Raw genomic sequence first — 23,390 nt, forward strand, 5'->3', positions numbered from 1 at the left:
CTCACTTCTTGGTCACCACCTCACCGGTTGAATCAATCGGCTTGCTTGACGGGAACTGATACGAAGCAAACCTGACCGCAAGCACCGACAGCGCCAGTAAGAAAATCCCTGCACAGGAATACACCAGGCCAATATCGGGTGGCCGGTGGTGCGACACATCGCCAATCAAATAGCGCGTCAGAGCGGTGATCGCCACATACAACAGAAAGCGAATTGGCAGGTGATTGGTCTTGAAATAAATACCCACCATCGCCCCCAGCTCCAGATAGATAAACAGCAGCAGGATGTCATCAATACTCGCCTGGCCTTTATCCAACATCGCCATAAACGCCATGATCGACGCCCATGCGGTGACCGCACCAATTGCAAACAAGCCGAGGTAATGAAAGCCTTCGACCAGTAAGTTACCAACTGAATTGGCGCTCCGGTTCATCTGTTCGCGGCTGTTATCGACCCATTTCATCTCGAACTCCCTTTAACGCTCACACATAGCGTGCCTAACCACTGTGACAAAAGCGCCACAGCGTCTGCACAAACAAAAGTATGCAGGAACAAGACCACCTGACGCAGCAAATAACACCCAGCTAGGCTATTGAACTGGACAAACCCTATCAACAGGGTTTAACACTGATGGGCCCGCCCTATTATTTAACCGATAAGGATTTCCAGCATGCTCACCTTTGCCCGCCATGCACTGCTCGCTGCAACCGTCGCAGCTGGCACCCTCATGACAGCCAGCGCTTATGCGGAGCCAGTGGCTAAACAAAACAATCAGGTCCCTGGTTACTACCGCATGGCGCTAGGTGATTTTGAAGTTACTGCGCTGTATGACGGTTATATCGACATCGACACGAAACTGCTCAAAGGGGCCAGCGCCGATACCATCCAAAACCTGTTGGCCAAGATGTTTCTTGACTCCGATAACGGCGTGCAAACAGCGGTTAACGGCTTTTTGATCAACACCGGCAAAAACCTGATGTTAGTGGATACCGGTGCAGCAAAATGCTTTGGCCCAACACTGGGTAATATCCAAGATAACCTTAAAGCCGCAGGCTACACACCGGAACAAGTCGATAGCGTGCTGCTGACCCACTTACACCCGGACCATGCCTGCGGCTTGCTCACAGGCGATGGCAAAGCGGCGTACCCGAACGCAACGCTCTTTGTACCCAAAGGCGATGCCGACTATTGGCTGAGCAGCGCTGAACAAGCCAAAGCACCAGAAGCCAAACGCGGCATGTTCAGCATGAGCCAAAAAGCAGTCGCGCCCTATACAGCCGCTCAGCATGTGCAGTATTTCAGCCCAGACAGCAAACTACCCGAAGGCCTAGTTGTGGTGCCAAGCAACGGTCATACGCCTGGACATACCTCGTATATGCTTAGCTCAAAAGGGCAAAACCTGCTGGTTTGGGGCGATATCGTGCACAGCCACTCGGTCCAGTTCAGCCAACCAGAAGTCGCAATTGAGTTTGATAGCGACAGTGCCAAAGCAATAGAGACGCGTAAAAAGCTATTTGCTGAAGCAGCCAAGGATAAACTGTGGGTTGCGGGTGCTCACTTGCCATTCCCCGGTATTGGCCATGTGCGCAGCGAGGGACAGGGTTATGTGTGGGTGCCGACCGAATTTGGCCCGATTCGCACAGACCGTTAACTCAAACGTCACCTAAGCCATGCAAGCCCAACACTTGGGCTAAGCATTGCTACTGTTCAAATGACTGCAAGTTCTTTATGCTTGCAGTTACTGTATAAATAAACAGCTAAATTAATCAGCGTGAAGGCGTAGAGGTGATGAATGGCCGTCGAAGTGGTGTACCGCAGCAGTCGAGATCTGGAGCGTTTGTTCATGGATAAAGCCGAAGCTGACCGTCATGACAAAATGCTTGAGCTGGCTGAATTGCTCACCGATGTGTTGCAAAAAGCGGTGCCGAGCCTGAACGAAACCCAAGGTGAAGAGCTGGGTATTTATATGGCGAAAAATCGCGATATCTTCGCCAAAGCCTTCAAGAACCAGCCCGACGCCTTGAATGATTTAGGTCAAGAAGCTGCCGAGTGAATCGCTACCCCAGCCCCTAGCAAATCTGGGCTGGGCTTACTGCAGTGCTGCAGAAGACATCAGCACGCCCGGCAACGCATCCTTTATAAGGCCGCCGCCAGCGAGCAGCAACAAGCCAAACACCAGCCAACGCACTGCGCGCAGCGACAGCTTGGGTGGATAACGGCGCATCAAAACAGTCACCACAAAAACTAACGGAAATGCCTCCAGGCTCAGCCACAACACAGGCAAGGTCAATTGCCCTTGTGCGGTGACCAACCCCAAGCGGGTGACTGCATTGGCTGCAAATACGGTAATCAGTGTGTTGCGGATCACGTCATAACCGAGAGGCTGTCGGTAGAGGTGGTACACCAGCGGTGGCCCACCGCTGGAGAACAATCCATTAAGCAGCCCGCAGAGCCCGCCAGACAACCAGAAGGCCGGCTGCCCTGAAAGCCGTTCCTGAGGTTTGCTCTGTACCACCAGAAGCAGGCTGCCAATCACAATGACACACCCGAGTAACAGCCGCAGCCAGGCCATTTGCGACTCATTCAGGGCGCCCAACCCCCACATCCCCAGACTTACACCAAGCAGGCTGCTGAGCAGCACCGGCATTAATACCCCTCGGTCAAGCTCAGGCTTTGGGCCACCTAAGGTCACCAAGGCATTACCGACAGTCAGAATGCTGATAATAATCGCCACGTCACTCAGTGGGATCAAATGCAAGGATGCAACCATGCCCAGCAAGATCAAGCCGAAGGCAAATCCTGTGAGGTTCTGGGCCAGAGTGGCAAGCAACACACAACCCAAAAACATCATGTGCACTTGCACACTCATCGCTTCATCCCATCCAATGCACAGCCAACAGAATCAATGTTGCCAGAAACACGGTTTCACTGACGAGCAACGTAGCCGGACGCCAGCCCACTTCAAGCAATGACTTCAACGACGTCTTCATCCCCAATGCGGCAATGGCAGTCACCAGACACCAACTGGAAACACTCACCGCAAACTCGCGAATGGTCGGCGTGGTAATGCCGCTGCTGTTAATGGCCACGAAGACCACAAAGAAAATGATAAACAACGGCAACGGCAACGCCGCACGTGGCCCATCACTGCGTTTGCGCAGTAACAGCGACAAGCTGAACACGATTGGCACCAGCATGGCTACACGCAATAGCTTGACCACGGTTGCGGTATCACCGGTTTCATCAGACATGCTGTAGCCTGCGCCCACCACCTGCGCCACATCGTGGATAGTCGCACCCAGAAATACTCCGGCTTGACGGGCGTCAAGCCCGAGCCACTGCGCGATGGGGGGATAAATAATCATGGCGATGGTGCTAAGTGCGGTAACGCTGATCACAGTAAAGATGATGTTGCGCTCGCTGTTTTTGTCCTGTGGCAGTACAGCTGATATCGCCAGTGCAGCAGACGCCCCACAGATGCCGACGCTGCCGCCGCTGAGGATGCCAAAGTCCCGCGATTGGCCCAGCAGTCGCGCCAGTACCACACCAAAGGTGATGGTCAAAAACACACCGCCCACGACCACCGCGAGCAAGGTGGTGCCCAATGACATTATTTGCTCAAGCGTAATACGCATGCCCAGTAGCGCCACGCCAATACGCAGGATGGTGCTTGAGGTGAAACGAATCCCCGCAACAGCCCGCCCCTCTTCTGACAGAAACCCCAGTGCCATGCCTAAGAGCAGCGCCATTAACATCACGGGAGCACCGTAGTGTTCAGACAAAAACGAAGCGCTGACGCCAACCACAGCGGAAATACACAAGCCAGGCAATACCAACTTGCACTTCTGCGCGCGTCGGCTTAACCATGACTCAGACTCTGCACCGCTTTGCATCGTCACCGGAGGAATCGTGTGGTGTTGTTTTATTGCCATTATTTTCACCTACACCCGTGGTTCATAACTGACCACCGATGCTAGTGAAAGCTGGCCCCACTCATTAGGGCCACTGCCGCCCTATGTTAGGGGCCAATCCAACTGGCCTACAAAATGCGCAAAGTTGGTGCTAGTGAAGGGTATGGCTGGGCGATAGTCTGTGCACTACATCGACACAATTGTGCCTGCTGAAAAATGCCAGAACAGAGAGCTAGCAATGGTGATGGATAATCGTGAGCTGATCGATACCAGTGAGCATTTGTGCAGCCACTGGCAGCAGCCCAACCCTCTGTTTGCCAGCGGGACGGATCAACGCAGTAGCGAAAATTCGTTGCTTTTGCTGTTCTATGGGAATCTGCACAGAGCGGCAAGCTATGGCTGGCAAAATGCGGGCCGCTCGCTGGTCGACAAAACCTATCTGCGCATCCTTGGGCAATGTACCCATCTGGATATGCAGGGTTTAAGCACCGATGAGCTAGCGGCGCGGCTGGATAGTTTTATACGCGCAGAGCTAGCACCGCGCTGGACAACAGTTCGTCAGAGTCACGGCAGCGAAGGACTTGCCTTGACCCAAGAGCTGCTCGACAGCGCCAGCCAGGCACTGTTCGAGGCACCGCAGATGCAGGCTCAAACCAGCCAGATACTGTTCTATTTATGCCCACAGCTGCCGCTATTGGTTGGTGAACAACCCTTAGCCTGTCAGGAGCAGCTCAACAAACTGCCCATCCTGCCCCGACCTCAGACATATTCCGGCGACGCCCAGCAGCAGGCACTGATACGTCAGTTAATTGAAGGCAGCGACTGGTGGCGACGGCGGGTTTTCAGTGCATGGCAAGCGCAGGCAGAGCGTGCAGCGAGCCCTGTCTAGGGCGCGTGTACTCAGGACACTGCCAACTGCAAACGCTGGCGATCTTCAGCACTGTACTGAACCACACCAAGCGGGATTTTATCGTTAAGTGCCAAACGAATCTGCGCGACTTCATCGGCACTAAATGCGCCACACAACTCGATCAATTCCACGTGTCGCGTCAGCAGCTCCTGGGCGACCATCACCGCTTGCTCGACATCCGCAACGCCGCATAGCGTCGCGGTAAAGCTGTCCGAATCGAGCTGGCCGTTGTGGGTCAAAAAATCCATACCCGGTGCTTTGAAAATAAAACCGTAGCGTTGCACAGCCATCAATGTTGCCCCTTACTCAATGATTAAACCGCGACGGCCCGGTCAGGGCTGAGTGCACAGTATTGCGTGAAAATGGATGACAAGGCACATGATGCCAATCGCGCCGCCAACGGGTCCGCTCTTGAGGTCAGAATGATGGGTACAGCGGCACCCAGAACCAGGCCGGCAGCCGTTGCACTCATAAAATAAACCATCTGTTTAAACAGAAAGTTGCCCGACTCAAGGTTAGGCACCAGCAAAATATCCGCATTGCCGCTGACCTGACCACCAATCCCTTTGATGCGGGCTGCCTCTGCCGAAATGGCGTTATCAAAGCCCAAAGGGCCTTCAATACGCGCCCCGGTAATGGCACCAATAGCCGCCAGCTTGGTCAGTTCTGCAGCATCCTGACTCGATGGCATACTGCTGCTGACTTCCTCAGTACCCGAGAGAATGGCCATGCGCGGCGACTCATAGCCCAACGCATGCATCAGCTCGATGGCGTTACGCGCAATATGCACTTTATCGATGATCGAAGGCTGTACATTGATCACCGCATCAGTAATGGACAGTGCTTTATCACTGCCCGGCACGGTCATGTGGAACACGTGACTGAGTCGTCTTGCCGTGCGTAAGCCTGCATCACGCTTGAGCACGGCACGCAGCAAAGTATCGGTGTGCAGATGCCCCTTCATCAGAGCGCCCGCCTCCCCCTTGCCAGCCAGTGAACAACTGAGCGCAGCGCTTTCGGCCTCATCACCAGCAGCGACCAGACGCAGGCCGTGCAGATCCCAATCCAACTGTTCTGCCAAGGTTCGAATCTGGCTGATGTCGCCAACCAGAACCGGCTCAATCAGTCCTTCATCACAGGCCTGCTTGGCACTGCTCAGGGTTAACAAATTGACCGGATTAACCACCGCAGTGACAACACGCGGCAACGCCTTGGCTCGATCAAGCAGAAACGCGGGGCATTCATGCGCAGTGGTGCTCAACATCGTTTATCTCCAACAGACTTGCCAGCGGCGCCCAAGGGCGCCGCGGCAGAGACTTCACAGACAGTGGCTGGCAAGCCACGCGTCTATTGCGGCTTATACGTAGTCTTTGTACTTATCAAGAAAACGCACAGGCTTGGACAAAGCATCACGGCGGAACGGATCGCCCAACTCACGGGTACACATAATTTCAATAACCGTGGTCTTGCCTGCTTTTTGCGCCTCGCATGCAGCCTTTAACGCCGGACCTACATCTTCAAGGCGGTCAACAGTGACACCTTCAGCGCCCATCGAACGGGCAATGCCGGCGAAGCTTTGGTTTTCGAGATCACCGGCAACGAAGCGACGGTTGTAGAAGTCCACCTGGTTCTTCTTCTCAGCGCCCCACTGACGGTTATGGAAGACGATTGAGGTGACAGGAATGTTCTCGCGAACACAGGTCATAACCTCCATCATCGACATGCCCCAGGCACCATCACCAGCGTAAGAAATCGCCGTGCGATGCGGCGCTGCGACCTTGGCTCCGATGATGGTAGGCAAGGCATAACCGCAGTTACCGAAGCTCATGGCCGCGAAGAACGAACGTGGCTGCTCGAAGCGCAGGTAGCTGTTGGACACCGAGTTGATGTTGCCGATATCAGTCGAAACCATGGCATCAGCCGGCATCGCCTTTTCCAGTTCACGTAGAACCTGACGTGGGTGCAAGTAGCTACCGTCTTCACCTTTCTGCTCGTTGATCATATCCAGCGAGTATTCATCTTTTTCGTGGATCCATCCGCTGAGCTCAGTTTCCCAGTTGGCTTTCTCCATGGCGATTTCTTCAGCACGGGCGCCCTTGTTCTCAAGGCACAGCACATCAAGATTGTGTAGGCGCTCCAGCAGGTTAACCGCCGCTGCTTTGGCATCACCACAGATACCGACCGAAATTTTCTTAACCAGACCCAGCATCTTCGGATCGCAATCAATCTGAATCACTTTGGCCTGCTTCGGCCAGTAATCCATACCGTGCTGCGGCAACGTGCCGAATGGGCCAAGGCGGGTGCCGAGCGCCAATACCACGTCAGCACGCGACAGCAGCTTCATGCCTGCTTTAGAGCCCTGGTAACCCAAGGGGCCGCACCATAATTGGTGGCTGGCCGGGAAGGAATCGTTGTGCAGGTAGCTGTTCACAACCGGAGCGCCCAGGTATTCAGCCAGTTCCTTACAGGCGTCAACAGCATCTCCCATCACCACACCGCCACCCGAGATAATCACTGGGTTCTTGGCAGATGCCAGCAATGCTGCGGCTTCGCGCAGGCTATTCTCACCGCCGGCGCTGCGCTCGATACGCATTGGCTGCGGGATATCAACGTTGATATCGCCATAGAAAAAGTCACGGGGAATGTTCAACTGAGTCGGGCCGTTTTCCTGCATGGCGCGATCAAAGCAACGTGCGGTCAATTCAGCCATGCGGGCTGGGTTTGCAACATGCCCCTGGTACTTGGTGATGGTTTCAAAGAACGGCAGTTGTTGTGCCTCCTGGAAGCCACCGAGCCCCTGGCTCATGGAGCCGGTTTCTGGGGTGATCACAACCACGGGGCTGTGTGCCCAATAAGCAGCGGCGATAGCCGTGACGAAATTGGTAATGCCCGGACCATTTTGCGCAATACAAACACCATGACGGCCGCTCACTCGCGAGTAACCATCGGCCATGTGACCGGCACCTTGCTCATGCACAACCGGAATAAACCGGATACCGGCAGGGGCAAAAATGTCCATCGCATCCATGAAAGCGGAACCCATGATCCCGAAAATATCGGTTACGCCATTGGCAACCATTGTTTCAACAAGAGCTTCGCTAGGTGTCATGCGTGCCATATCGACTTTCCTCTCAGTACTTAGGGTACGACGGCCAAGCCGCCGGTTAATCGGGGCTTAGCCGCAGAGCGGCATCGGCGCACAGAGATAGCCGAGGAACTCGGCAACTTCAGGGCAGCTAACCTGCCCTGTTTGAATGTTCAGGTGCTGCATCAGAGGCGCTGCAACTGGCCCCATAACGAAGTGCTGATGGATCACTTTCGAGATGCCAGTAAGCATGTCGATCTCTCCCGTTATTATTCTGATGAAGCACTGCCAACCCAGCTAAACCCGGCACTCTGTCGTGCCTGCATGTTCGACTGGACTGGACCTAGAGTAGGAGCCTGAGCGATCAGCCCGATAGAACCAGTTGCGGTCCAGTTGTTGCGCCAGTGCTGATCAGGCTTTTCTTTGCGCACAGGGCAGTACACCGCTGAAGAACACAGCAGTGACCGGTGCTAAGCAGTGTTTGCAGCGTGACTAAAAGCGACGTTCAAGCAAAAGCTGCGCAGGGCTCTGGCCGCAAGAAAACAGCTTATAAGCCCTCATAAGGCGGGCTTAATGCCGTTGATAACGCCTTATCAGTGAAGGTGTTTTTCAGGAGCCGTTGTGGTGAGTTGCTCAATCAACTCAGCCAGCAGCTTGATTCCAGGGCGGATCTTTTCTGCGGAAATCGAGGAGTAGCCCAAGCGAAAATAATTCAAGGGCGGCTGCGCGCTATAAAAGTGAATGTCTCCGGGTTCAATTAAAACGCCCTGCTCCGCAGCCCGCCTTTGCAGCTCGCGGGCATCCAGTCCATTAGGTCCTTTGACCCAATAACAGGAACCGCCAAAACTTGGCTCACGCGATGAATCTGGAAGGTACTCACGCAAGGCATCGCCCATTTGCTGATGACGGTCCTGATAGGCCCGCATCAAACTCATGATCAGCGCATCGTGATAGCCACGCTCGAGAAACAGCGCAACCGAACGCTGATTGTTCGCCGCCGGATGGCGCAGCATCAAACGGCGTAAAGCGCGAGCCTCTCGAATCAGCGGTGCCGGACCTACCAGATAGCCAACCCGCAAACCGGGTGCGAGGGTTTTCGAAAGACTGCCGACATACAGCACCCGGTCGTTTTTATCCAAACTTTTGAGTGCAGGGATCGGATTGGCTTTGAAGTTGGTCTCGCTTTCGTAGTCGTCTTCGATAATCAGGAAGTTGTGCTCATTGGCACGCCGCAGCAGTTCATAGCGCCTTTCCAGCGGCATGGTCACAGTACTCGGACATTGATGGCTCGGCGTGGTGTAAACCAAATCACATTGATTGAGCTCATCGCTGAGCACCAGCCCTTGGCCATCAACCGCCAGGGGCTGCACCCGCGAGGGATTGAGCATGGCGATATTGCGGATATCCATATAACCCGGATCTTCAATACCCATCAGGCTATCGGGGCGCAGTAACAATCGCGCCAGCATATAGAGCGCGTGCTGAGCGCCAACCGTCACCAGAATCTGATCGGGCGACGCCCAAACACCCCGGCGCGGCAACAGGCGCGTGCGGATTTGTTCCATTAACAACGGGTCATCGTTATCAAAGCGATCAGACGCCCAGTCACGAATCGCCGGAATACTCACCGCATCGCGACAGCACTCCCGCCAATTGGCGGTGGGAAACAATACCGGGTCGAACTGGCCATAAATGAACGGATACTGGTATTTCTGCCAGTCCCGCGGCTTACTCATATTGCGTTGTTCGGTCGGCTTTACCACCAACCAGCTGGACCAATCGGGCGCACCATCAAACGAGGGCTCAGCCAGGGTTTTAGCGGGCTCGACCTTACGCGCAAGAATGTCCGGATTAACGTAATAACCACTACGTTCGCGGGCAACAAGGTAGCCATCATCCAGCAGATGCTCGTATGCCAACACCACCGTATTACGCGCAATATTCAGTTGTTTGGCGAGTTTTCGACTAGACGGAAGCGGGCTGTCGAGGGGGATATTGCCATTGAGAATGACCTGGGCAATCTGTTCACGTAACTGCTGTTGCAAGCCGGTTGGCTTATCAGCGGACAAATGAAAAAGATGAAACATATCGCGGCCTCAGCTTTAGGAACTGCACATGCTGGCACCAATCGTCCTTAGCCCAGCGACTCCACTTCGCCCATCCACCTACGTGCGATGACTGCGGGGCAGACTAGCATCAACCTTAACCCAAGACTATCCGACCAAGGACTGTTGAAACCTGCTCAAAGCCACCGTTGGGCAAAACGCCAAAACCGAGAGACCTGCAACAGCAGATCCCCCGGTTCAATACCCGCCTAGTTGAAACTTAAGCGATTCGCCCGAGGGCGGCATCCAAAGCATTGATGATTTGATCCAACTCAACCTGGGTCGCGATCAATGCAGGACTGAAACACAGGGTGTTGTTGAACTGCTCGAAACTGCGGTTGGTGCGACCAATGATGACCCCTTGGCGCATGCAGTCGGCCGCGATGGCAATGGCGACACTCTCGGCAACCGGCTCCTTGGTCTGGCGGTCTTTAACCAGCTCAATACCGCAGAACAGTCCTTTACCGCGCACATCGCCAATCAGCGGGTGCTTGTCTTGCAACTCACGCAGCCGCGCCATGAAGTACTCACCCATTTGCGTGACATTTTCCAGCAGACCTTCATCCTCGATAATCTGCATATTGGCCAGTGCCGCAGCAGGCCCTGCAGTGCAACCACCAAAGGTGCTGATATCGCGGAAGTAGCCCATGGGATCATCGGCGTCGTCTTTAAATGCGTTGAACACCGCTTCAGTCGTCACCGTGCATGAGATGGCGGCATAACCACTGGCAACGCCTTTGGCCATGGTCACAATGTCGGGTTTGATACCGTAGTGCTGGTAGCCGAACCAGGTGCCAGTGCGTCCCAGACCGCAGACGACTTCATCAATATGCAAAAGAATGTCGTACTTCTTGCATATCGCCTGAATGGTTTCCCAGTAGCCCACCGGCGGGGTAATCACACCGCCACCGGCGGTAATCGGCTCAAGCACAACAGCGCCTACGGTGTCCGGGCCTTCAGCCAGAATGACCTTCTCCATCTCCAGCGCTGCACGTACGCCGTAGTCCGCCACATCACCGAACTGCGAGCGGTATTCACAGCAGTGAGGGAACTCAACGAACCCCGGTGTGAACGGGCCATATTGGTTTTTACGCTCGAATTGGCCAGTAGAACTCAACGCAGTAATGGTGGTGCCGTGATAATCACGCTCACGGTAAAGAATCTTGTGCTTCTTGCCTGCGTATTTTTTATGGGCAATTTGACGAACGATCTTGTACGCCTTCTCGTTGGCCTCAGAGCCAGAGTTTGAGTAATAGACGCGGCTTAGACCGGGCATTTTCTCAATCAATTTCTTGGCGAATAGCGCGCCAGGAATATTGCCAGCAGAACCGGCAAAGTAATTGAGCTTGACCAACTGATCACGCACCGCATCGGCAATGACTTCTCGGCCATAGCCCACATTGACCGTCCATACGCCTCCGGAGACTGCATCGAGGTATTCGTTACCCTTGATGTCCCAGACCCGCATGCCTTTACCCTCGACAATAACCATCGGGTCATTCTGCTCAAGGGGCTTGTGCTGGGTGAGGTGATGCCAGACGTGGCTGCGATCACTGGCAAGTACTTCAGCTGCATCAAACTCGTTCGTCATGTTGTTCATGCCAACCTCCTGCGTGGAACCTTATTATTGTCAGCGGCCAATCTGCCAAAGCAGGTGCCGCAGTCATCCAGCGTTAGGCTGTGACTCTGAGCCAGCCTTTAGTGACGAAACTAAGAGGATGACGGCATGCGCAGATAGAACCAGTTATTACCCAACTGAGGTACCAGCCCAGCCACTGGGCATTTGCGTCGCTCTGCCTGGACCAATATGGCTGGCACCATAGGCCAGGCAGAATAAGAATTACATCAAGCGACACGGCCCACGTTATGCCTAAGCGTTGGGATTAAACATGGCCGCCAGCTGCTCCGCCGCAAGTTGCATGTGCCCAATGCCTTCAATCAAGTCATTCAGGCTCTTTCGTGCAGTCGGCGCATGGCACGCCAATGCTGCAACACAACGGCCTTCAGCGTCACGAATGGGCACTGCAACAGCCACCATCCCCGCCACAAACTCCTCACTGTCGATTCCCACCCCACGGCTGCTGATGCGCTCAAGCTCAGCCTGAAGCAGGCCCATGTCGGTGATAGTGCGAGGGGTTTGCGCCGTTAATGGCAGACACTGCAACAGTTGCTGACGGGCATCGACTGGCATTTCAGCCATAAACAACTTGCCGCTCGCCGTGCAGTGCAAAGGCACATGCTTGCCGGGCTCAACATGCAGGCGCAGAGGTTCATGGGTTTCAACCCGGTCGATGTATATGACCTGAGCACCGTCCAGCGCTGTGAGATTGCAGGTCTCACCTAAGGTACGCACCAGCGACTCCAGAATCAGCCGATGACGCTGCATGACCACATCATTGCGCAACAGCCGCAACCCTAGCTGAGTCGCTCGCGGCCCGAGCAAATAGGTTTTCTCATCCACCTCGCGCAACAAGAAACCCAGCCGTTCCATCGCCTGCACCATGCGTAGCAACGTGGCCTTGGGCGTGTCGAGGCGATGACTCAACTGGGCCAACGACAGGGGCACATCAGCCAAGGCAATGGCTTCCAGCAGCAATAGTGCCCGCAAACTGCGGTCAGGGCTGGAAATGGCATCTGTATCGACTGGAAATCCATCTACTTCTGGTATGTTTTGTTCCATTTATATGATCACCCGCAATTTACGTCCCTATATTAACTGCATGATTATAAAACAAATAACCCTGCAGGCTGGATTTAACTAGGCATTGGCCTCAATTGAAATGCATTTCTGGCCCAACAATAATGAACCATTTTGTTCTACTTTGATTTTGAAGTTCGGTTTCACACTAATAAAAACAAAGAGGATTTCGAATGTCGCTCATCTATGACTTCGTCGTAGTGGGTGCTGGTTCTGCTGGATGCGTGCTAGCAAACCGGCTCAGCGAGAACGGGCGTTACAGCGTCTGCTTGCTGGAAGCGGGCCCACCGGATCGTTATCCGTGGATCCATATTCCCATTGGCTACGCCAAAACCATGTTCCACCCTGTCTATAACTGGGGTTTCTACACAGACCCTGACCCCGGCATGAACAACCGTCGTATTTACTGGCCCCGCGGGCGAGTATGGGGCGGCTGCAGTTCAATCAACGGGCTCATCTACATTCGCGGCCAACAGGCTGATTACGATGCCTGGGCCGATGCTGGCAACCCCGGCTGGGGCTGGAAGGATGTACTGCCCTACTTCCGCCGCGCCGAAAACAATGACCTTGGCGCAGGGCCGACTCGCGGCACCGAAGGTCCATTATCGGCATCCAGCATCAAGGCGCGCCACCCCCTGACGGAAGGCTTTATCAATGCCGCCGGTGAACTGGGCGTGCCGCGCACCAATGACTTCAATACCGGCGACCAGGAAGGTGTTGGCTACTACCAACTGACTACCCGCAACGGCCTGCGGTGCAGCACTGCAGTAGCCTATCTACGCCCTGCCCAAAAGCGCAGCAATCTGACGATTATCTCATTGGCCAAAGCGCAGAAAGTGTTGTTTGAAGGCAACCGCGCGACTGCCGTTGTGTTTGAGAAGGACGGCCAACTGCAGAGGGTAAATGCCAAACGCGAGGTCATCCTTAGCGCCGGTGCATTGCAATCGCCGCAGTTGCTGCAACTCTCGGGCGTAGGCCCTGGCGAGTTGCTTAAGCAGTTCTCAATCCCGCTGGTCAAGGAACTGCCAGGTGTAGGGGAGAATCTACAGGACCACTTGCAGATCCGCATGATCTACGAATGCACCCGACCGATCACCACCAATGATGAGCTGCGCTCGCCCTGGCGGAAATTGCGCATGGGGCTGCAGTGGCTGCTGACCCGCAGCGGACCTCTGGCCATTGGCATCAATCAAGGCGGGTTGTTCACCAAGGTGCTTGAGCAAAGCAAAACGCCTGATATCCAGTATCACTTTGGCACGCTTAGCGCCGATTCTGCAGGCGGCAAGGTCCACCCATTCTCAGGGTTTACCATGTCAGTTTGTCAGCTAAGACCTGAGAGCCGTGGGTATGTGCGGATTGTCTCTGACGACCCAAACCAGCCGCCTTCCATGCAACCCAATTACCTGTCCACAGAACTGGACCGCCAAACCGTGATTGCCGGCGTGCGCTACACGCGCAAGTTGGCAGCAACGGGCCCGCTTAAAGAACTGATTAAGCGTGAGCACCGGCCAGGCATTGAACAACAGAGTGATGAGCAAATCCTGGAGTTTTGTCGCCAATATGGCGCGACCATTTTCCACCCATCAGGCACCTGCAAAATGGGTTCTGACCCACTGGCGGTGGTTGATTCACGCTTGCGTGTTCACGGTATTCAGGGGTTACGGGTGGTCGATTGCTCGATCATGCCGACACTGGTTTCCGGCAACACCAATGTGCCGGTGGTAATGATCGCCGAGAAGGCCTCGACAATGATTCTTGAAGATGCCATCAGACCCATGCGTGTTGAGCCCAATGCTATTGCAACGCAGCCCTCGGAAGCGCTTTGCCACGCCTCCTGAGTACCTACAGCACTGAAGCCAGAGTTGTGAGGCGATAGCCGCAAGCAGGCTTTATTGCATAGCCAAACACATAGGAATACTGACATGTCCACGCCAAATCCCGTGCGCAAAGTCGTAATCGCAAGTGTCATCGGCGCCACCATCGAGTGGTACGACTTTTTCCTTTACGGTGTCGTTGCCGGCATCGTGTTCAACCATCTGTACTTCCCCAGTGACGATCCGCTTATCTCAACCATGCTGGCGTACGGCACCTTTGCTGTAGGCTTTCTGAGCCGCCCCATTGGCGGGGTAATTTTCGGTCATTTCGGCGACAAGATCGGCCGCAAAAGCATGCTGATCATGACCATGATGATTATGGGTGTTGCCACCTTTCTGATTGGCCTGGTGCCGACCTACGACCATATAGGCATCTGGGCACCGATCATCTTGCTGCTCTTACGTGTTTTCCAAGGCATCGGTCTGGGTGGCGAATGGGGCGGAGCGGTGCTGATGGCCTTTGAATACGCGCCAAAAAACAAACGCGGATTCTATGCCAGCCTGCCACAAATTGGCTTGGCGATAGGGTTGTGTCTTGCTTCGGGAGTCGTCGGCTTGCTGTCGTACTTCCTGTCAGACACACAATTTTTGGAGTGGGGTTGGAGAATTGCGTTCCTGCTTAGCGCGGGCCTGGTATTTGTCGGCACCTGGATTCGCCTCAACGTGATGGAAAGCCCAGAGTTTGCCAAAGTCAAAGCAGACAACGCCGAAGCGGCCATTCCATTTGTAGATATGATGAAGCGTTACCCAAAGAATGTGTTGGCCGGTATGGGGGCACGTTATATCGACGGCGTCTTCTTCAATGTATTCGGCGTGTTCTCACTCAGTTACCTGACGCAAACGCTAAATCTACCGCGCTCCGAAGCCCTGATCGGAGTCATGGTGGCAGCTGTTGTCATGTGTTTTAGTATTCCCATGTTTGGCGCGCTTTCAGACCGTATCGGTCGAACTCGGGTGTATTTCTGGGGATCATTGATCACTGCGATTTCAGCCTTTCCAGCGTTTTGGCTGATGATGACCAGCGACGGCAATATGTTCACCATTTGGATGGCCATAGTGGTACCACTCGGCATCTTCTATGCAGCAGTTTATGGCCCGGAAGCAGCGCTGTTCTGTGAACTGTTTGACGCCAAGGTGCGCTACACCGGCATCTCGTTCGTGTATCAGTTCTCCGGGATTTTCGCCAGTGGCCTGACGCCAATGATCGCCACCGCCCTGATGCGCAGCAGCGACGGTCAGCCCTGGACGACTTGCCTCTATGTGTTGTTCGCCGGCGCTGTAAGTGCCTACTCGGCCTGGTGGATTGGCAACCGCAAAAAGCAAGCAACCGGTGAGCCGATGCTGACAACCGCATCCGCTACCAGCCACTAATCACCCGCCCTGCTTTAGCCCCGCTCGCGGCCAGCCGTTAGCGGGGCTTTTTTAGACTGAGATTGCCCCAGACCACGCCGTTAACCCCCTGAGACTTCACCCGTTGACCGCACACTGGCACCATTGATCTGGCAATCCTGGCTCTTGGTTAAAAGCAGCCGCGCATTAAACTCCCACCAACTCTCCACAGGAGAGCGGCCTCCCCTTTCCGATGCAGCCTCTAGCTTGCAGAGCGGGAACTGGTGAAAACAATAACAAAGCACAGGTATTCCAGCGGCTGAACCAGCCCGTTGGATTGTTTGCTGTGCGCGATTAAATGGGGCCGAACATTACTGACACTTAAGAGCGACTGCCATGAACACCTATCCAACCCTGAAAGAAATGGGTATCCACGCAGCTGGAACCATTAAGCGCTTTAGCCTGCGCCACGAGCGTGACCGCGATGTACTGAAAATTCACTTCCATCGTCCAGCAGGTGCCCTGCGTTCACCCAGCCAGAAGTTCACTTTTGCCCATCCACGCAAGGCCATTCCTGCCCAGAGCCGGCTCAGTCAAGCTTTCACTGAATTAGAGGCATGCAGCCCGGTGCTACGCAGTGCACTGGCTGAACTCAAGCAGCTGACAAGCATAGAGATACAACAACTACCGGTGAAACAGGACGTACTACAAGACCTGCAGCATCTGGAAACCGTGAAGGCGCGCAAGCGCGCTTAAATCCGCCAGAAAAAGCTAACCAGCGCTTGGTTAGCATCAACGGTCACTGAGTCAGGCTTGGGCGGGTGCGCTGCTCAGTTGCGCCATCTTGCTGGCAAACAACCGGGCCATTACATCAGAGTCTCCACCGGACTCATCCAGCGCCTCAACCACAGCCTGCAATGTCGGCTGGGTTTTGGCCAGTAGCGCCTCGATATACTGCTCCGGCGTTACTTGAGTGTGCGCCTGATAACGCTTGAACAAATCAAGCAATTGGCTGTTGATTGGGAGCGTCAGGGTGTCTGTGGACATCGGGTAAACCTCTTAGAGAGTCAGCTGGCACCATCCTTAGCGGGTTCGATTACAGACCATAGAGCCAGTTCACAGCCAGCATTGGCACCAGCCAGGCCTGCCTGCCAACCGAATCAGCAGCGTTGGCCGCATAACCTTAAGCTAACTGGCCCCTTCGCAACCGCAGTTGCGCCTCTAGAATCAGGCGACTCACCTGTTATCGAGGAACCGCGCATGACCGACCTGACGCTTGAATCTTCCAGCCGCCTGGTACCAGCCCGTGAACTGTTTGGGATCGACAGCAACATGCGCGTGCCGGTGTTGCTCAAGCAAGATAATCAAGTACCAGAAATCGACAGCGCCTACCGTTTTAATCCAGAAGTCACCCAGGCCGTGCTCGCCGGCTTCACCCGTAACCGCCGTGTGATGCTCCAAGGCCTGCATGGCACGGGGAAATCAACCCACATTGAGCAGATTGCTGCACGCCTGAACTGGCCATGCATGCGGGTGAATCTGGACGGTCACATCAGCCGTCTCGACCTGATCGGCAAAGACGGAATCGTGTTGCGTGAAGGCAAACAAGTCACCGAATTTCAGGAAGGCATCTTACCTTGGGCACTGCGCCGCCCCATGGCACTGATCTTCGACGAGTATGATGCCGGACGACCCGATGTGATGTTTGTCATTCAGCGCATCCTTGAGCGCGACGGTAAACTCAACCTGCTTGATCAGAATCAGTTGATTACCCCTCACCCGCAATTCCGCCTGTTTGCTACGTCCAATACTGTTGGCCTAGGCAACCTCAATGGCCTTTACAACGGGACCCAGGTGCTTAACCAGGCACAGCTTGACCGTTGGAATATAGTCGCCACCCTCAATTACTTGCCCGCCGAAGAGGAGCAAGCCATTGTTGCCGCGCGGGTTCCTGCATTGCTGGGGCTTTATGACTCAAGCTTGTTGGCGTCAATGGTCGCTGTTGCGGGCTTGACCCGTGAAGGCTTTGCCTGCGGCGATCTCTCAACCCTGATGTCGCCACGATGTGTGATTTCCTGGGCTGAGAATACGGAAATTTTCGCCGACCCGGCATTGGCCTTCCGCTTGTCCTTTCTCAACAAGTGCGACGAAGCTGAACGCAGTATCGTCGCCGAGTATTACCAACGCTGCTTCGATCATGAACTTAAAGAATCGGCCCTGCCGCATCTGGCGCTGGCTTGAGTACGCCAGTGGAACAACTGCCTCGGCGGGAGAAGCAGCAACAACGGCTCGAAGAGTTATGCGCAGCGACGCTGCGCGCACTGTCCGGAGAGCGCCGCCTGCGTTATCGCGGCACTCGTCTTGAGGTCAATGGGCAACACATCCCGGTTCGCGCACCGCATCTGCACCCAGACCCGGACCGCGATGACTTCTCAGCATACCGAGGCGTCGCCGACAGCCTGGCACTGCGCCTCAAGCATAGCGACGCGGCACTGCTGCAAAGGCAGCTTCCTGCTCACCCCATTGCCCGACTGGTTTTTGAGTTGCTTGAGCAATTGCGTGTTGAGTCTCTGGTCAGCGACAGTCATCCGGGCGTACGGCGCAACCTGACGCAGCGATTCACCCAGTGGAGCCAGCAGTTTCTCGACTCAGGCCAGGCCGAGGGTCATGTGGGGCTTATGCTCTACACAGTCGCGCAGATGAGCTGGTTTTTGTTGTGCGGTGGCCGGGCCAATGAGCAGACCGACTTGTTGATTGAGGCCCCCAGACTAAGCCTGCTCGGGCATTTCGGCGCACACTTTGGTCTATTGCGTCGTTGTCGCCATGAGCAATTGCCCTATGGCCAGCACGCACTGTTTATTGCCGATAAAGTTGTCGAACTGCTGGATCAATTAGACGCAGAACTGCTCAATAACGATGAGCGCAAAGTCTCGCAAATCGCCGAGAAAACCCATCTCGCTTTTGCTTTGTTACTCGACACTGATAACGACAGCGAAACCGAAAACGGCACCAATGCAGGCGTGCCGGGTAATTCACGCGACAGTCAGCATGCATTCAGCTACCAGGTGTTTAACCGAGAGTTTGACCGTGTGGTTTGCGCCAGCAGCCTGGTTCGCGCCGACCTGTTGAAGCAGTTGCGCCACACAATGGATCAGCGCATGGCGTCTCAGGGGCTCAACCTGCCCCGCCTGGCAAAGCGACTAAGCGCATTGCTTGCACAACCGAAGCGTGACGGCTGGGCATTTGCTCAAGAGGAAGGTCAGATCGATGGGGGCAGACTCAGCCGTTTGATTATCAGTCCTGAGCAGCGAGAAATTTTCCGTCATGAACGCGAGCGTCCACAAAGCGATTGCGCAGTAAGCCTGCTGATCGACAACTCAGGCTCCATGCGCAACCACATCGACACCGTCGCCCTGCTGGCAGACACCTTGAGCCGCGCCCTTGAGCTCGCAGGCGCGCAGAGTGAAATACTTGGTTTCACCACCGGCCAATGGAATGGCGGCCGCCCGCTCAAGCGCTGGCGCGCAGCAGGACAGCCCGCCAACCCAGGACGTTTAAATGAGCTGGAGCACCGTATCTATAAAGACGCAGATACCCGCTGGCGCAAAGCACGGCCAAGCATTGCGGCACTGCTTAAGTCTGATTTATTTCGCGAGAGTGTCGACAGCGAAGCCTTACTCTGGGCGCGTCAAAGACTGCTGAACTGCCATGCCAGACGGCGCATCTTGATCATCATCAGTGATGGCTGCCCAATGGACAGCGCCACCCATCAAAGTAACGCCAATGACATTCTCGACCTGCACTTAAAGCAAGTTGCCCGGCAGATTGAACAGCAACCCGAGGTTGAGCTGTATGCCTTGGGCGTGGGGCTGGACCTGAGTAACTATTACCGTAGCAGCCTTGAACTAGACCTATCGAACAGCTTCGACAACCGCGTATTTGATGAAATTTTACAGCTGCTGCACCGGGGCCCCTGAGCGGGCCCTGGAAGGCCAATCTGGCCCATTCCATCGCGCAAGAAAAGGATTTATATTTTCGCTGTATATTGGTGCAAACACCTGATTTACCGAACTTTTTTGCCCCTCATTCGCGCATATAAATCTGGCCCTAGACAGGCCACAAATGTGGCCCTAAACATAGCCACCAACACAGGTGGATTATTGCCCAGGCCCAATGTCGTTGGCGGGAACAAAGCAATCGTACTTGCAATAATTCGCACCCGTTAAGCATTGCTCGAACTTAGCTCACACCTGCATGAGGGATGAGCGCTCGATCTGCACTTTCGTAATCCAAAACAACTAGAACGGAGTACGCAGTTATGACAACCAACAAAGGATTCACCCGACCGCTCGCCCTTGCGCTGTGCCTTCTCACGACTGCTTTGGGCAGCAGTCTGACACAGGCGAAAACCTTCCGTGTTGCTGTCGGTGATGGCGCTGGCGGCACCCAACACGAACTGGGCCTCACCTTTGCCAAAGAGCTAAAAACCAGAACCCAAGGTAAAGATGACGCCAAACTGTTTCTCAATGGCCAGCTGGGCAGTGAAGAAGACACCGTCAGCAACGCCGCGATGGGCACGCTGGACTTCTCCATTCTGGCCATCAACAACGTCACACCGTTTTCGCCGTCGGTGGGTGTCCTGACGTTACCCTATATGATTCAGAGCCTCGATGACGCTGTGGCCCTGACCCAGAGCGATATTGGTAAAACCTTGATCGACAACACTGTGCGCGATGCAGGCGTCCGTATTATCGGCTGGGCATACTCAGGCTTTCGCGTACTCACCAACTCGAAGAAACCGGTTAAGACCGTGGCAGACCTAGCTGGCTTGCAAATTCGCGTGCCCAAAAATGAAATCATGATCGATACCTACCGCGCCTGGGGCATAAACCCAACGCCAATGGCTTGGTCAGAAACCTTCACCGGCTTGCAACTGAAAGTGGTTGATGGGCAAGACAACCCCTACCTGACCATCAACGCCATGAAGTTTGATGAGGTGCAAAAATACGTCACCAACCTGCGCTACCTGTTCTCTATCGAGCCGCTGATTGTCAGTGAGTCGATGTTTCAAGAGCAAACCCCTGAAATGCAGCAAATCATCCTTGATTCGGGTAAAGCCGCAACACTGCACAGTGCCAAGTGGCTGGTCGAGCAGGAAGATAAAATCAAGCAAGAGTTGACTGCCAAAGGCATGGAAATTACCGACCCAGCCGACGGCGAGAAAGAGTGGATTGACCTGGCCGTTTCGAAGGTGTGGCCAAAATATTACGAACAGCTCGGTGGTAAAGAGCAGATCAATGTGGTGCTTAAAGCATTAGGCCGCGACCCGATCTAAGCCTCTGGATTGCCGCAACCAGCGGCAACTGAAGGCCACTCCTTCGTCACTGCCATCGGTGAGCTTTGGCCCACCGATGGCGAATTGCTCACGCAGCAAAAACACGACGCCCTTTATTCAGGGCATCGTGTTCAGGAAGGCGCTAATGAAACCTGCCAGCCGCTTGTTCAAGATTATCGACAATCTGGAAAACTACATATGCCGAGTACTCTTGGCCCTCTTTGTCATTATCCTGTTTGCACAGATTCTCAGCCGCAACCTGTTTAACCACTCACTGTCTTGGACAGAAGAGTTGGTAACCTACATGTTTGTCTGGTTCGCCTTCTTTGGGGCCAGCTACGCTGCCAAACTCGCCGCTCATAATCGCGTGACCTTTCAGTTCAAACTGATGCCGCCAAAGCTGGCCACTGCCCTTGAGGCGCTCTCGGACCTGATCTGGGTCTGTTTTAACTGCTACTTCGTCTACCTCAGCGTGATCTTCTTCATGAAGGCAAATGTCTTCTGGAAATCACAAACCCTGGGCGTGCCGATGAAGTACCTCTACCTGATTCTGCCTATTGCCTTCACCCTGATGACCCTGCGCGTGATTCAGGTCAATTACTACAAGCTGGTCAAGGGTATCGACATTCGTGATCCGGAAACTCAAGAGCTGGACAAGATAATCCACGACTCGCAAATCCAGGAAACGAAACCAGAGACCTCTAAAGCAAGCCACTTGCAGGAGCGGGTCCATGGTTGACACAACGATTGTTTATATTCTGTTTGGCTCATTTATTCTGTTGCTGTTGATCGGGACCCCAATCAGCATCTCATTGGCCGTTTCAGCCCTGGCATCATTTCTCTATTTGGGTGAGAACCCGATCAAGTTTGTCCAGATCGCCTTCACCTCGGTAGGCTCGTTCCCTTTAATGGCCCTGCCCGCCTTTATTCTGGCCGGTGCGCTAATGGAGGCCGCTGGCATCTCCAGACGCCTGGTTGCGCTGGCAGAAAGTTTTGCAGGCCCCATCACCGGGGGTATCTCGGCCGCAGCAGTGCTTGCGTGCCTGTTCTTCGGTGCCATCTCAGGCTCCGGCCCCGCCACGACAGCCGCTGTTGGCATGCTGATGATTCCCGCCATGGTCAAGCGCGGTTATGCCAAGGGTTATGCCTCTGCGGTGACGGCATCATCCGGTGGGCTCGGGATTATCATCCCCCCGTCGATTCCGATGGTCATTTTCGGTATTTCGGCAATGGGCATGCTGCCGCCGCCTGCCGCGATAGAGAAATACGGTGCATTTGGCACTGTGTCGATTCCAAAGCTGTTCATCGCAGGCGTCGTGCCTGGCTTGATGCTGGCCGGTGCTCTGCTGATCATGAACTACTTCCGCTGCAAGACGCTGGGTTATGTGGGCAGCAAGGAAGGCTGGTCCTCAAGTAAAATCTTCAAGGCGATGGGTGAAGGCTTCTGGTCAATGTTGGCACCGTTCGTAATCCTTGGCGGCATCTACACGGGCCTGTTTACCCCAACAGAATCAGCCATTGTGGCGATCTTCTATACGCTGTTCGTCGGCCTGTTCATCCACAAAGAACTGCGCCTCAAAGATATTTTCAAATCACTGGAAACAACAACCTGGATCACTGGCCGGGTGCTGGTCATTCTGTTTACAGCCACAGTGTTCGGCCGCTTGCTGGTGGAGAATCAAATTCCAGCGGTGGTGGCCGACTCGATGCTGAGCCTGACTGATAACATTTACCTGATCTGGATTTTGATTATTGGCTTCCTGCTGTTTGTCGGCATGTTTATGGAAACCCTCGCTGCAATCATGATCCTGACCCCGGTGATCCTACCGATCACCTACACCCTGGGGATTGATCCGGTGCACTTCGGCATCGTGCTGATTTGCTGTTTGAGCATTGGCTTTATGACACCGCCCATGGGCGAAAATCTGTTTATTGCCTCGGGGATATCCGGCACTGCAATTGAGGACATATCCAAGCGCGCATTGCCATTCGTGGCGGTATTGACCATCGCCACCTTTATCATTGCCTGCATCCCGGCGATCAGCCTGACACTGCCCAGATTGCTCGGTTACTGACCGAGCCTTACCCATGCAAAATGGCCCGCTAAAACGGGCCATTTTTGTAGGGCTGTATTGCAGGTATG

Annotated in this window: 22 protein-coding genes; 11 read left to right on the top strand and 11 right to left on the bottom strand. The window is 54.5% G+C overall.

Going from position 1 to position 23,390, the window contains the following annotated elements; genetic code table 11:
* Position 1: 1 nt before the first annotated feature.
* A complete protein-coding gene (locus ACIGCM_RS04670; protein ID WP_397500846.1) occupies positions 2–463 on the bottom strand; it encodes a phosphate-starvation-inducible protein PsiE in 462 nt (153 codons plus the stop codon).
* 207 nt (positions 464–670) lie between these two features.
* On the opposite strand from ACIGCM_RS04670, the gene ACIGCM_RS04675 reads away from it, so the two are divergent.
* Together ACIGCM_RS04675 and ACIGCM_RS04680 are read left to right on the top strand one after the other, a co-directional pair.
* On the top strand, positions 671–1,651 hold the full coding sequence (locus tag ACIGCM_RS04675) for an MBL fold metallo-hydrolase (protein ID WP_397500847.1): 981 nt from the start codon (positions 671–673) through the stop codon (positions 1,649–1,651).
* Positions 1,652–1,792: 141 nt separating this feature from the next.
* The gene (locus tag ACIGCM_RS04680) at positions 1,793–2,053 is read left to right on the top strand and encodes a YebG family protein (RefSeq protein WP_397500848.1); all 261 of its coding nucleotides are present in this window, start codon (positions 1,793–1,795) and stop codon (positions 2,051–2,053) included.
* 36 nt (positions 2,054–2,089) lie between these two features.
* Here ACIGCM_RS04680 and ACIGCM_RS04685 read toward each other — a convergent pair whose 3' ends face one another.
* The gene (locus ACIGCM_RS04685) at positions 2,090–2,869 is read right to left on the bottom strand and encodes a TSUP family transporter (RefSeq protein ID WP_397500849.1); all 780 of its coding nucleotides are present in this window, start codon (positions 2,867–2,869) and stop codon (positions 2,090–2,092) included.
* Between the two features lie 4 nt (positions 2,870–2,873).
* Complete coding sequence (locus tag ACIGCM_RS04690) at positions 2,874–3,893, bottom strand: YeiH family protein (RefSeq protein ID WP_397501112.1); 1,020 nt, start codon at positions 3,891–3,893, stop codon at positions 2,874–2,876.
* Between the two features lie 256 nt (positions 3,894–4,149).
* Here ACIGCM_RS04690 and ACIGCM_RS04695 point away from each other — a divergent pair, with 256 nt between their 5' ends.
* Positions 4,150–4,800, top strand: coding sequence for a hypothetical protein (locus ACIGCM_RS04695; RefSeq protein ID WP_397500850.1), 651 nt, complete (start codon positions 4,150–4,152; stop codon positions 4,798–4,800).
* An 11-nt stretch (positions 4,801–4,811) separates the two neighbouring features.
* Here ACIGCM_RS04695 and ACIGCM_RS04700 read toward each other — a convergent pair whose 3' ends face one another.
* The 7 genes from ACIGCM_RS04700 to ACIGCM_RS04730 form a co-directional block, all read right to left on the bottom strand.
* Positions 4,812–5,111 carry a DUF6506 family protein gene (locus tag ACIGCM_RS04700; RefSeq protein ID WP_397500851.1) on the bottom strand — a complete coding sequence of 100 codons (300 nt, stop codon included), beginning with the start codon at positions 5,109–5,111 and terminating at the stop codon, positions 4,812–4,814.
* A gap of 23 nt (positions 5,112–5,134) precedes the next feature.
* Positions 5,135–6,085 (bottom strand): bifunctional enoyl-CoA hydratase/phosphate acetyltransferase, encoded by a 951-nt coding sequence (locus tag ACIGCM_RS04705; RefSeq protein ID WP_397500852.1) that lies wholly within the window; start codon positions 6,083–6,085, stop codon positions 5,135–5,137.
* Positions 6,086–6,178: 93 nt separating this feature from the next.
* Positions 6,179–7,939: a sulfoacetaldehyde acetyltransferase gene (xsc, locus tag ACIGCM_RS04710; RefSeq protein WP_397500853.1), complete on the bottom strand. Its 1,761-nt coding sequence runs from the start codon at positions 7,937–7,939 to the stop codon at positions 6,179–6,181.
* Positions 7,940–7,996: 57 nt separating this feature from the next.
* A complete protein-coding gene (locus tag ACIGCM_RS04715; RefSeq protein ID WP_397500854.1) occupies positions 7,997–8,158 on the bottom strand; it encodes a hypothetical protein in 162 nt (53 codons plus the stop codon).
* Between the two features lie 341 nt (positions 8,159–8,499).
* On the bottom strand, positions 8,500–9,993 hold the full coding sequence (locus ACIGCM_RS04720) for a PLP-dependent aminotransferase family protein (RefSeq protein ID WP_397500855.1): 1,494 nt from the start codon (positions 9,991–9,993) through the stop codon (positions 8,500–8,502).
* Positions 9,994–10,231: 238 nt separating this feature from the next.
* Complete coding sequence (locus ACIGCM_RS04725; RefSeq protein WP_397500856.1) at positions 10,232–11,611, bottom strand: aspartate aminotransferase family protein; 1,380 nt, start codon at positions 11,609–11,611, stop codon at positions 10,232–10,234.
* A gap of 270 nt (positions 11,612–11,881) precedes the next feature.
* The gene (locus ACIGCM_RS04730) at positions 11,882–12,691 is read right to left on the bottom strand and encodes an IclR family transcriptional regulator (protein WP_397500857.1); all 810 of its coding nucleotides are present in this window, start codon (positions 12,689–12,691) and stop codon (positions 11,882–11,884) included.
* Between the two features lie 191 nt (positions 12,692–12,882).
* Between ACIGCM_RS04730 and ACIGCM_RS04735 the strand changes: the two genes are divergently transcribed.
* From ACIGCM_RS04735 to ACIGCM_RS04745, 3 genes are all read left to right on the top strand, one after another.
* Positions 12,883–14,547, top strand: a complete 1,665-nt coding sequence (locus ACIGCM_RS04735; RefSeq protein WP_397500858.1) for a GMC family oxidoreductase — start codon at positions 12,883–12,885, stop codon at positions 14,545–14,547.
* Positions 14,548–14,631: 84 nt separating this feature from the next.
* Positions 14,632–15,954 carry an MFS transporter gene (locus tag ACIGCM_RS04740; protein WP_397500859.1) on the top strand — a complete coding sequence of 441 codons (1,323 nt, stop codon included), beginning with the start codon at positions 14,632–14,634 and terminating at the stop codon, positions 15,952–15,954.
* A 354-nt stretch (positions 15,955–16,308) separates the two neighbouring features.
* Positions 16,309–16,668: a DUF3461 family protein gene (locus ACIGCM_RS04745; RefSeq protein WP_397500860.1), complete on the top strand. Its 360-nt coding sequence runs from the start codon at positions 16,309–16,311 to the stop codon at positions 16,666–16,668.
* A 51-nt stretch (positions 16,669–16,719) separates the two neighbouring features.
* Here the strand turns inward: ACIGCM_RS04745 and ACIGCM_RS04750 are convergent, their stop codons facing one another.
* Positions 16,720–16,959 (bottom strand): hypothetical protein, encoded by a 240-nt coding sequence (locus tag ACIGCM_RS04750; RefSeq protein ID WP_397500861.1) that lies wholly within the window; start codon positions 16,957–16,959, stop codon positions 16,720–16,722.
* A gap of 213 nt (positions 16,960–17,172) precedes the next feature.
* On the opposite strand from ACIGCM_RS04750, the gene ACIGCM_RS04755 reads away from it, so the two are divergent.
* The 5 genes from ACIGCM_RS04755 to ACIGCM_RS04775 all read left to right on the top strand — a co-directional run bounded on the left by ACIGCM_RS04755 (position 17,173) and on the right by ACIGCM_RS04775 (position 23,322).
* The gene (locus tag ACIGCM_RS04755) at positions 17,173–18,153 is read left to right on the top strand and encodes an AAA family ATPase (protein WP_397500862.1); all 981 of its coding nucleotides are present in this window, start codon (positions 17,173–17,175) and stop codon (positions 18,151–18,153) included.
* Positions 18,154–18,161: 8 nt separating this feature from the next.
* Positions 18,162–19,889 (top strand): cobalamin biosynthesis protein CobT, encoded by a 1,728-nt coding sequence (locus tag ACIGCM_RS04760; protein WP_397500863.1) that lies wholly within the window; start codon positions 18,162–18,164, stop codon positions 19,887–19,889.
* Positions 19,890–20,230: 341 nt separating this feature from the next.
* The gene (locus tag ACIGCM_RS04765) at positions 20,231–21,247 is read left to right on the top strand and encodes a TRAP transporter substrate-binding protein (RefSeq protein ID WP_397500864.1); all 1,017 of its coding nucleotides are present in this window, start codon (positions 20,231–20,233) and stop codon (positions 21,245–21,247) included.
* A gap of 145 nt (positions 21,248–21,392) precedes the next feature.
* Entirely contained in the window at positions 21,393–21,986 is a 594-nt protein-coding gene (locus tag ACIGCM_RS04770) for a TRAP transporter small permease (RefSeq protein ID WP_397500865.1), read from the top strand.
* A complete protein-coding gene (locus tag ACIGCM_RS04775) occupies positions 21,979–23,322 on the top strand; it encodes a TRAP transporter large permease (RefSeq protein ID WP_397500866.1) in 1,344 nt (447 codons plus the stop codon). Before ACIGCM_RS04770 ends, ACIGCM_RS04775 begins: the two co-directional genes overlap by 8 nt.
* The last annotated feature ends 68 nt before the right edge of the window (positions 23,323–23,390 follow it).

Origin of the sequence: Pseudomonas sp. NPDC078700, assembly GCF_044542375.1 — a bacterium.
GTDB lineage: Bacteria > Pseudomonadota > Gammaproteobacteria > Pseudomonadales > Pseudomonadaceae > Aquipseudomonas.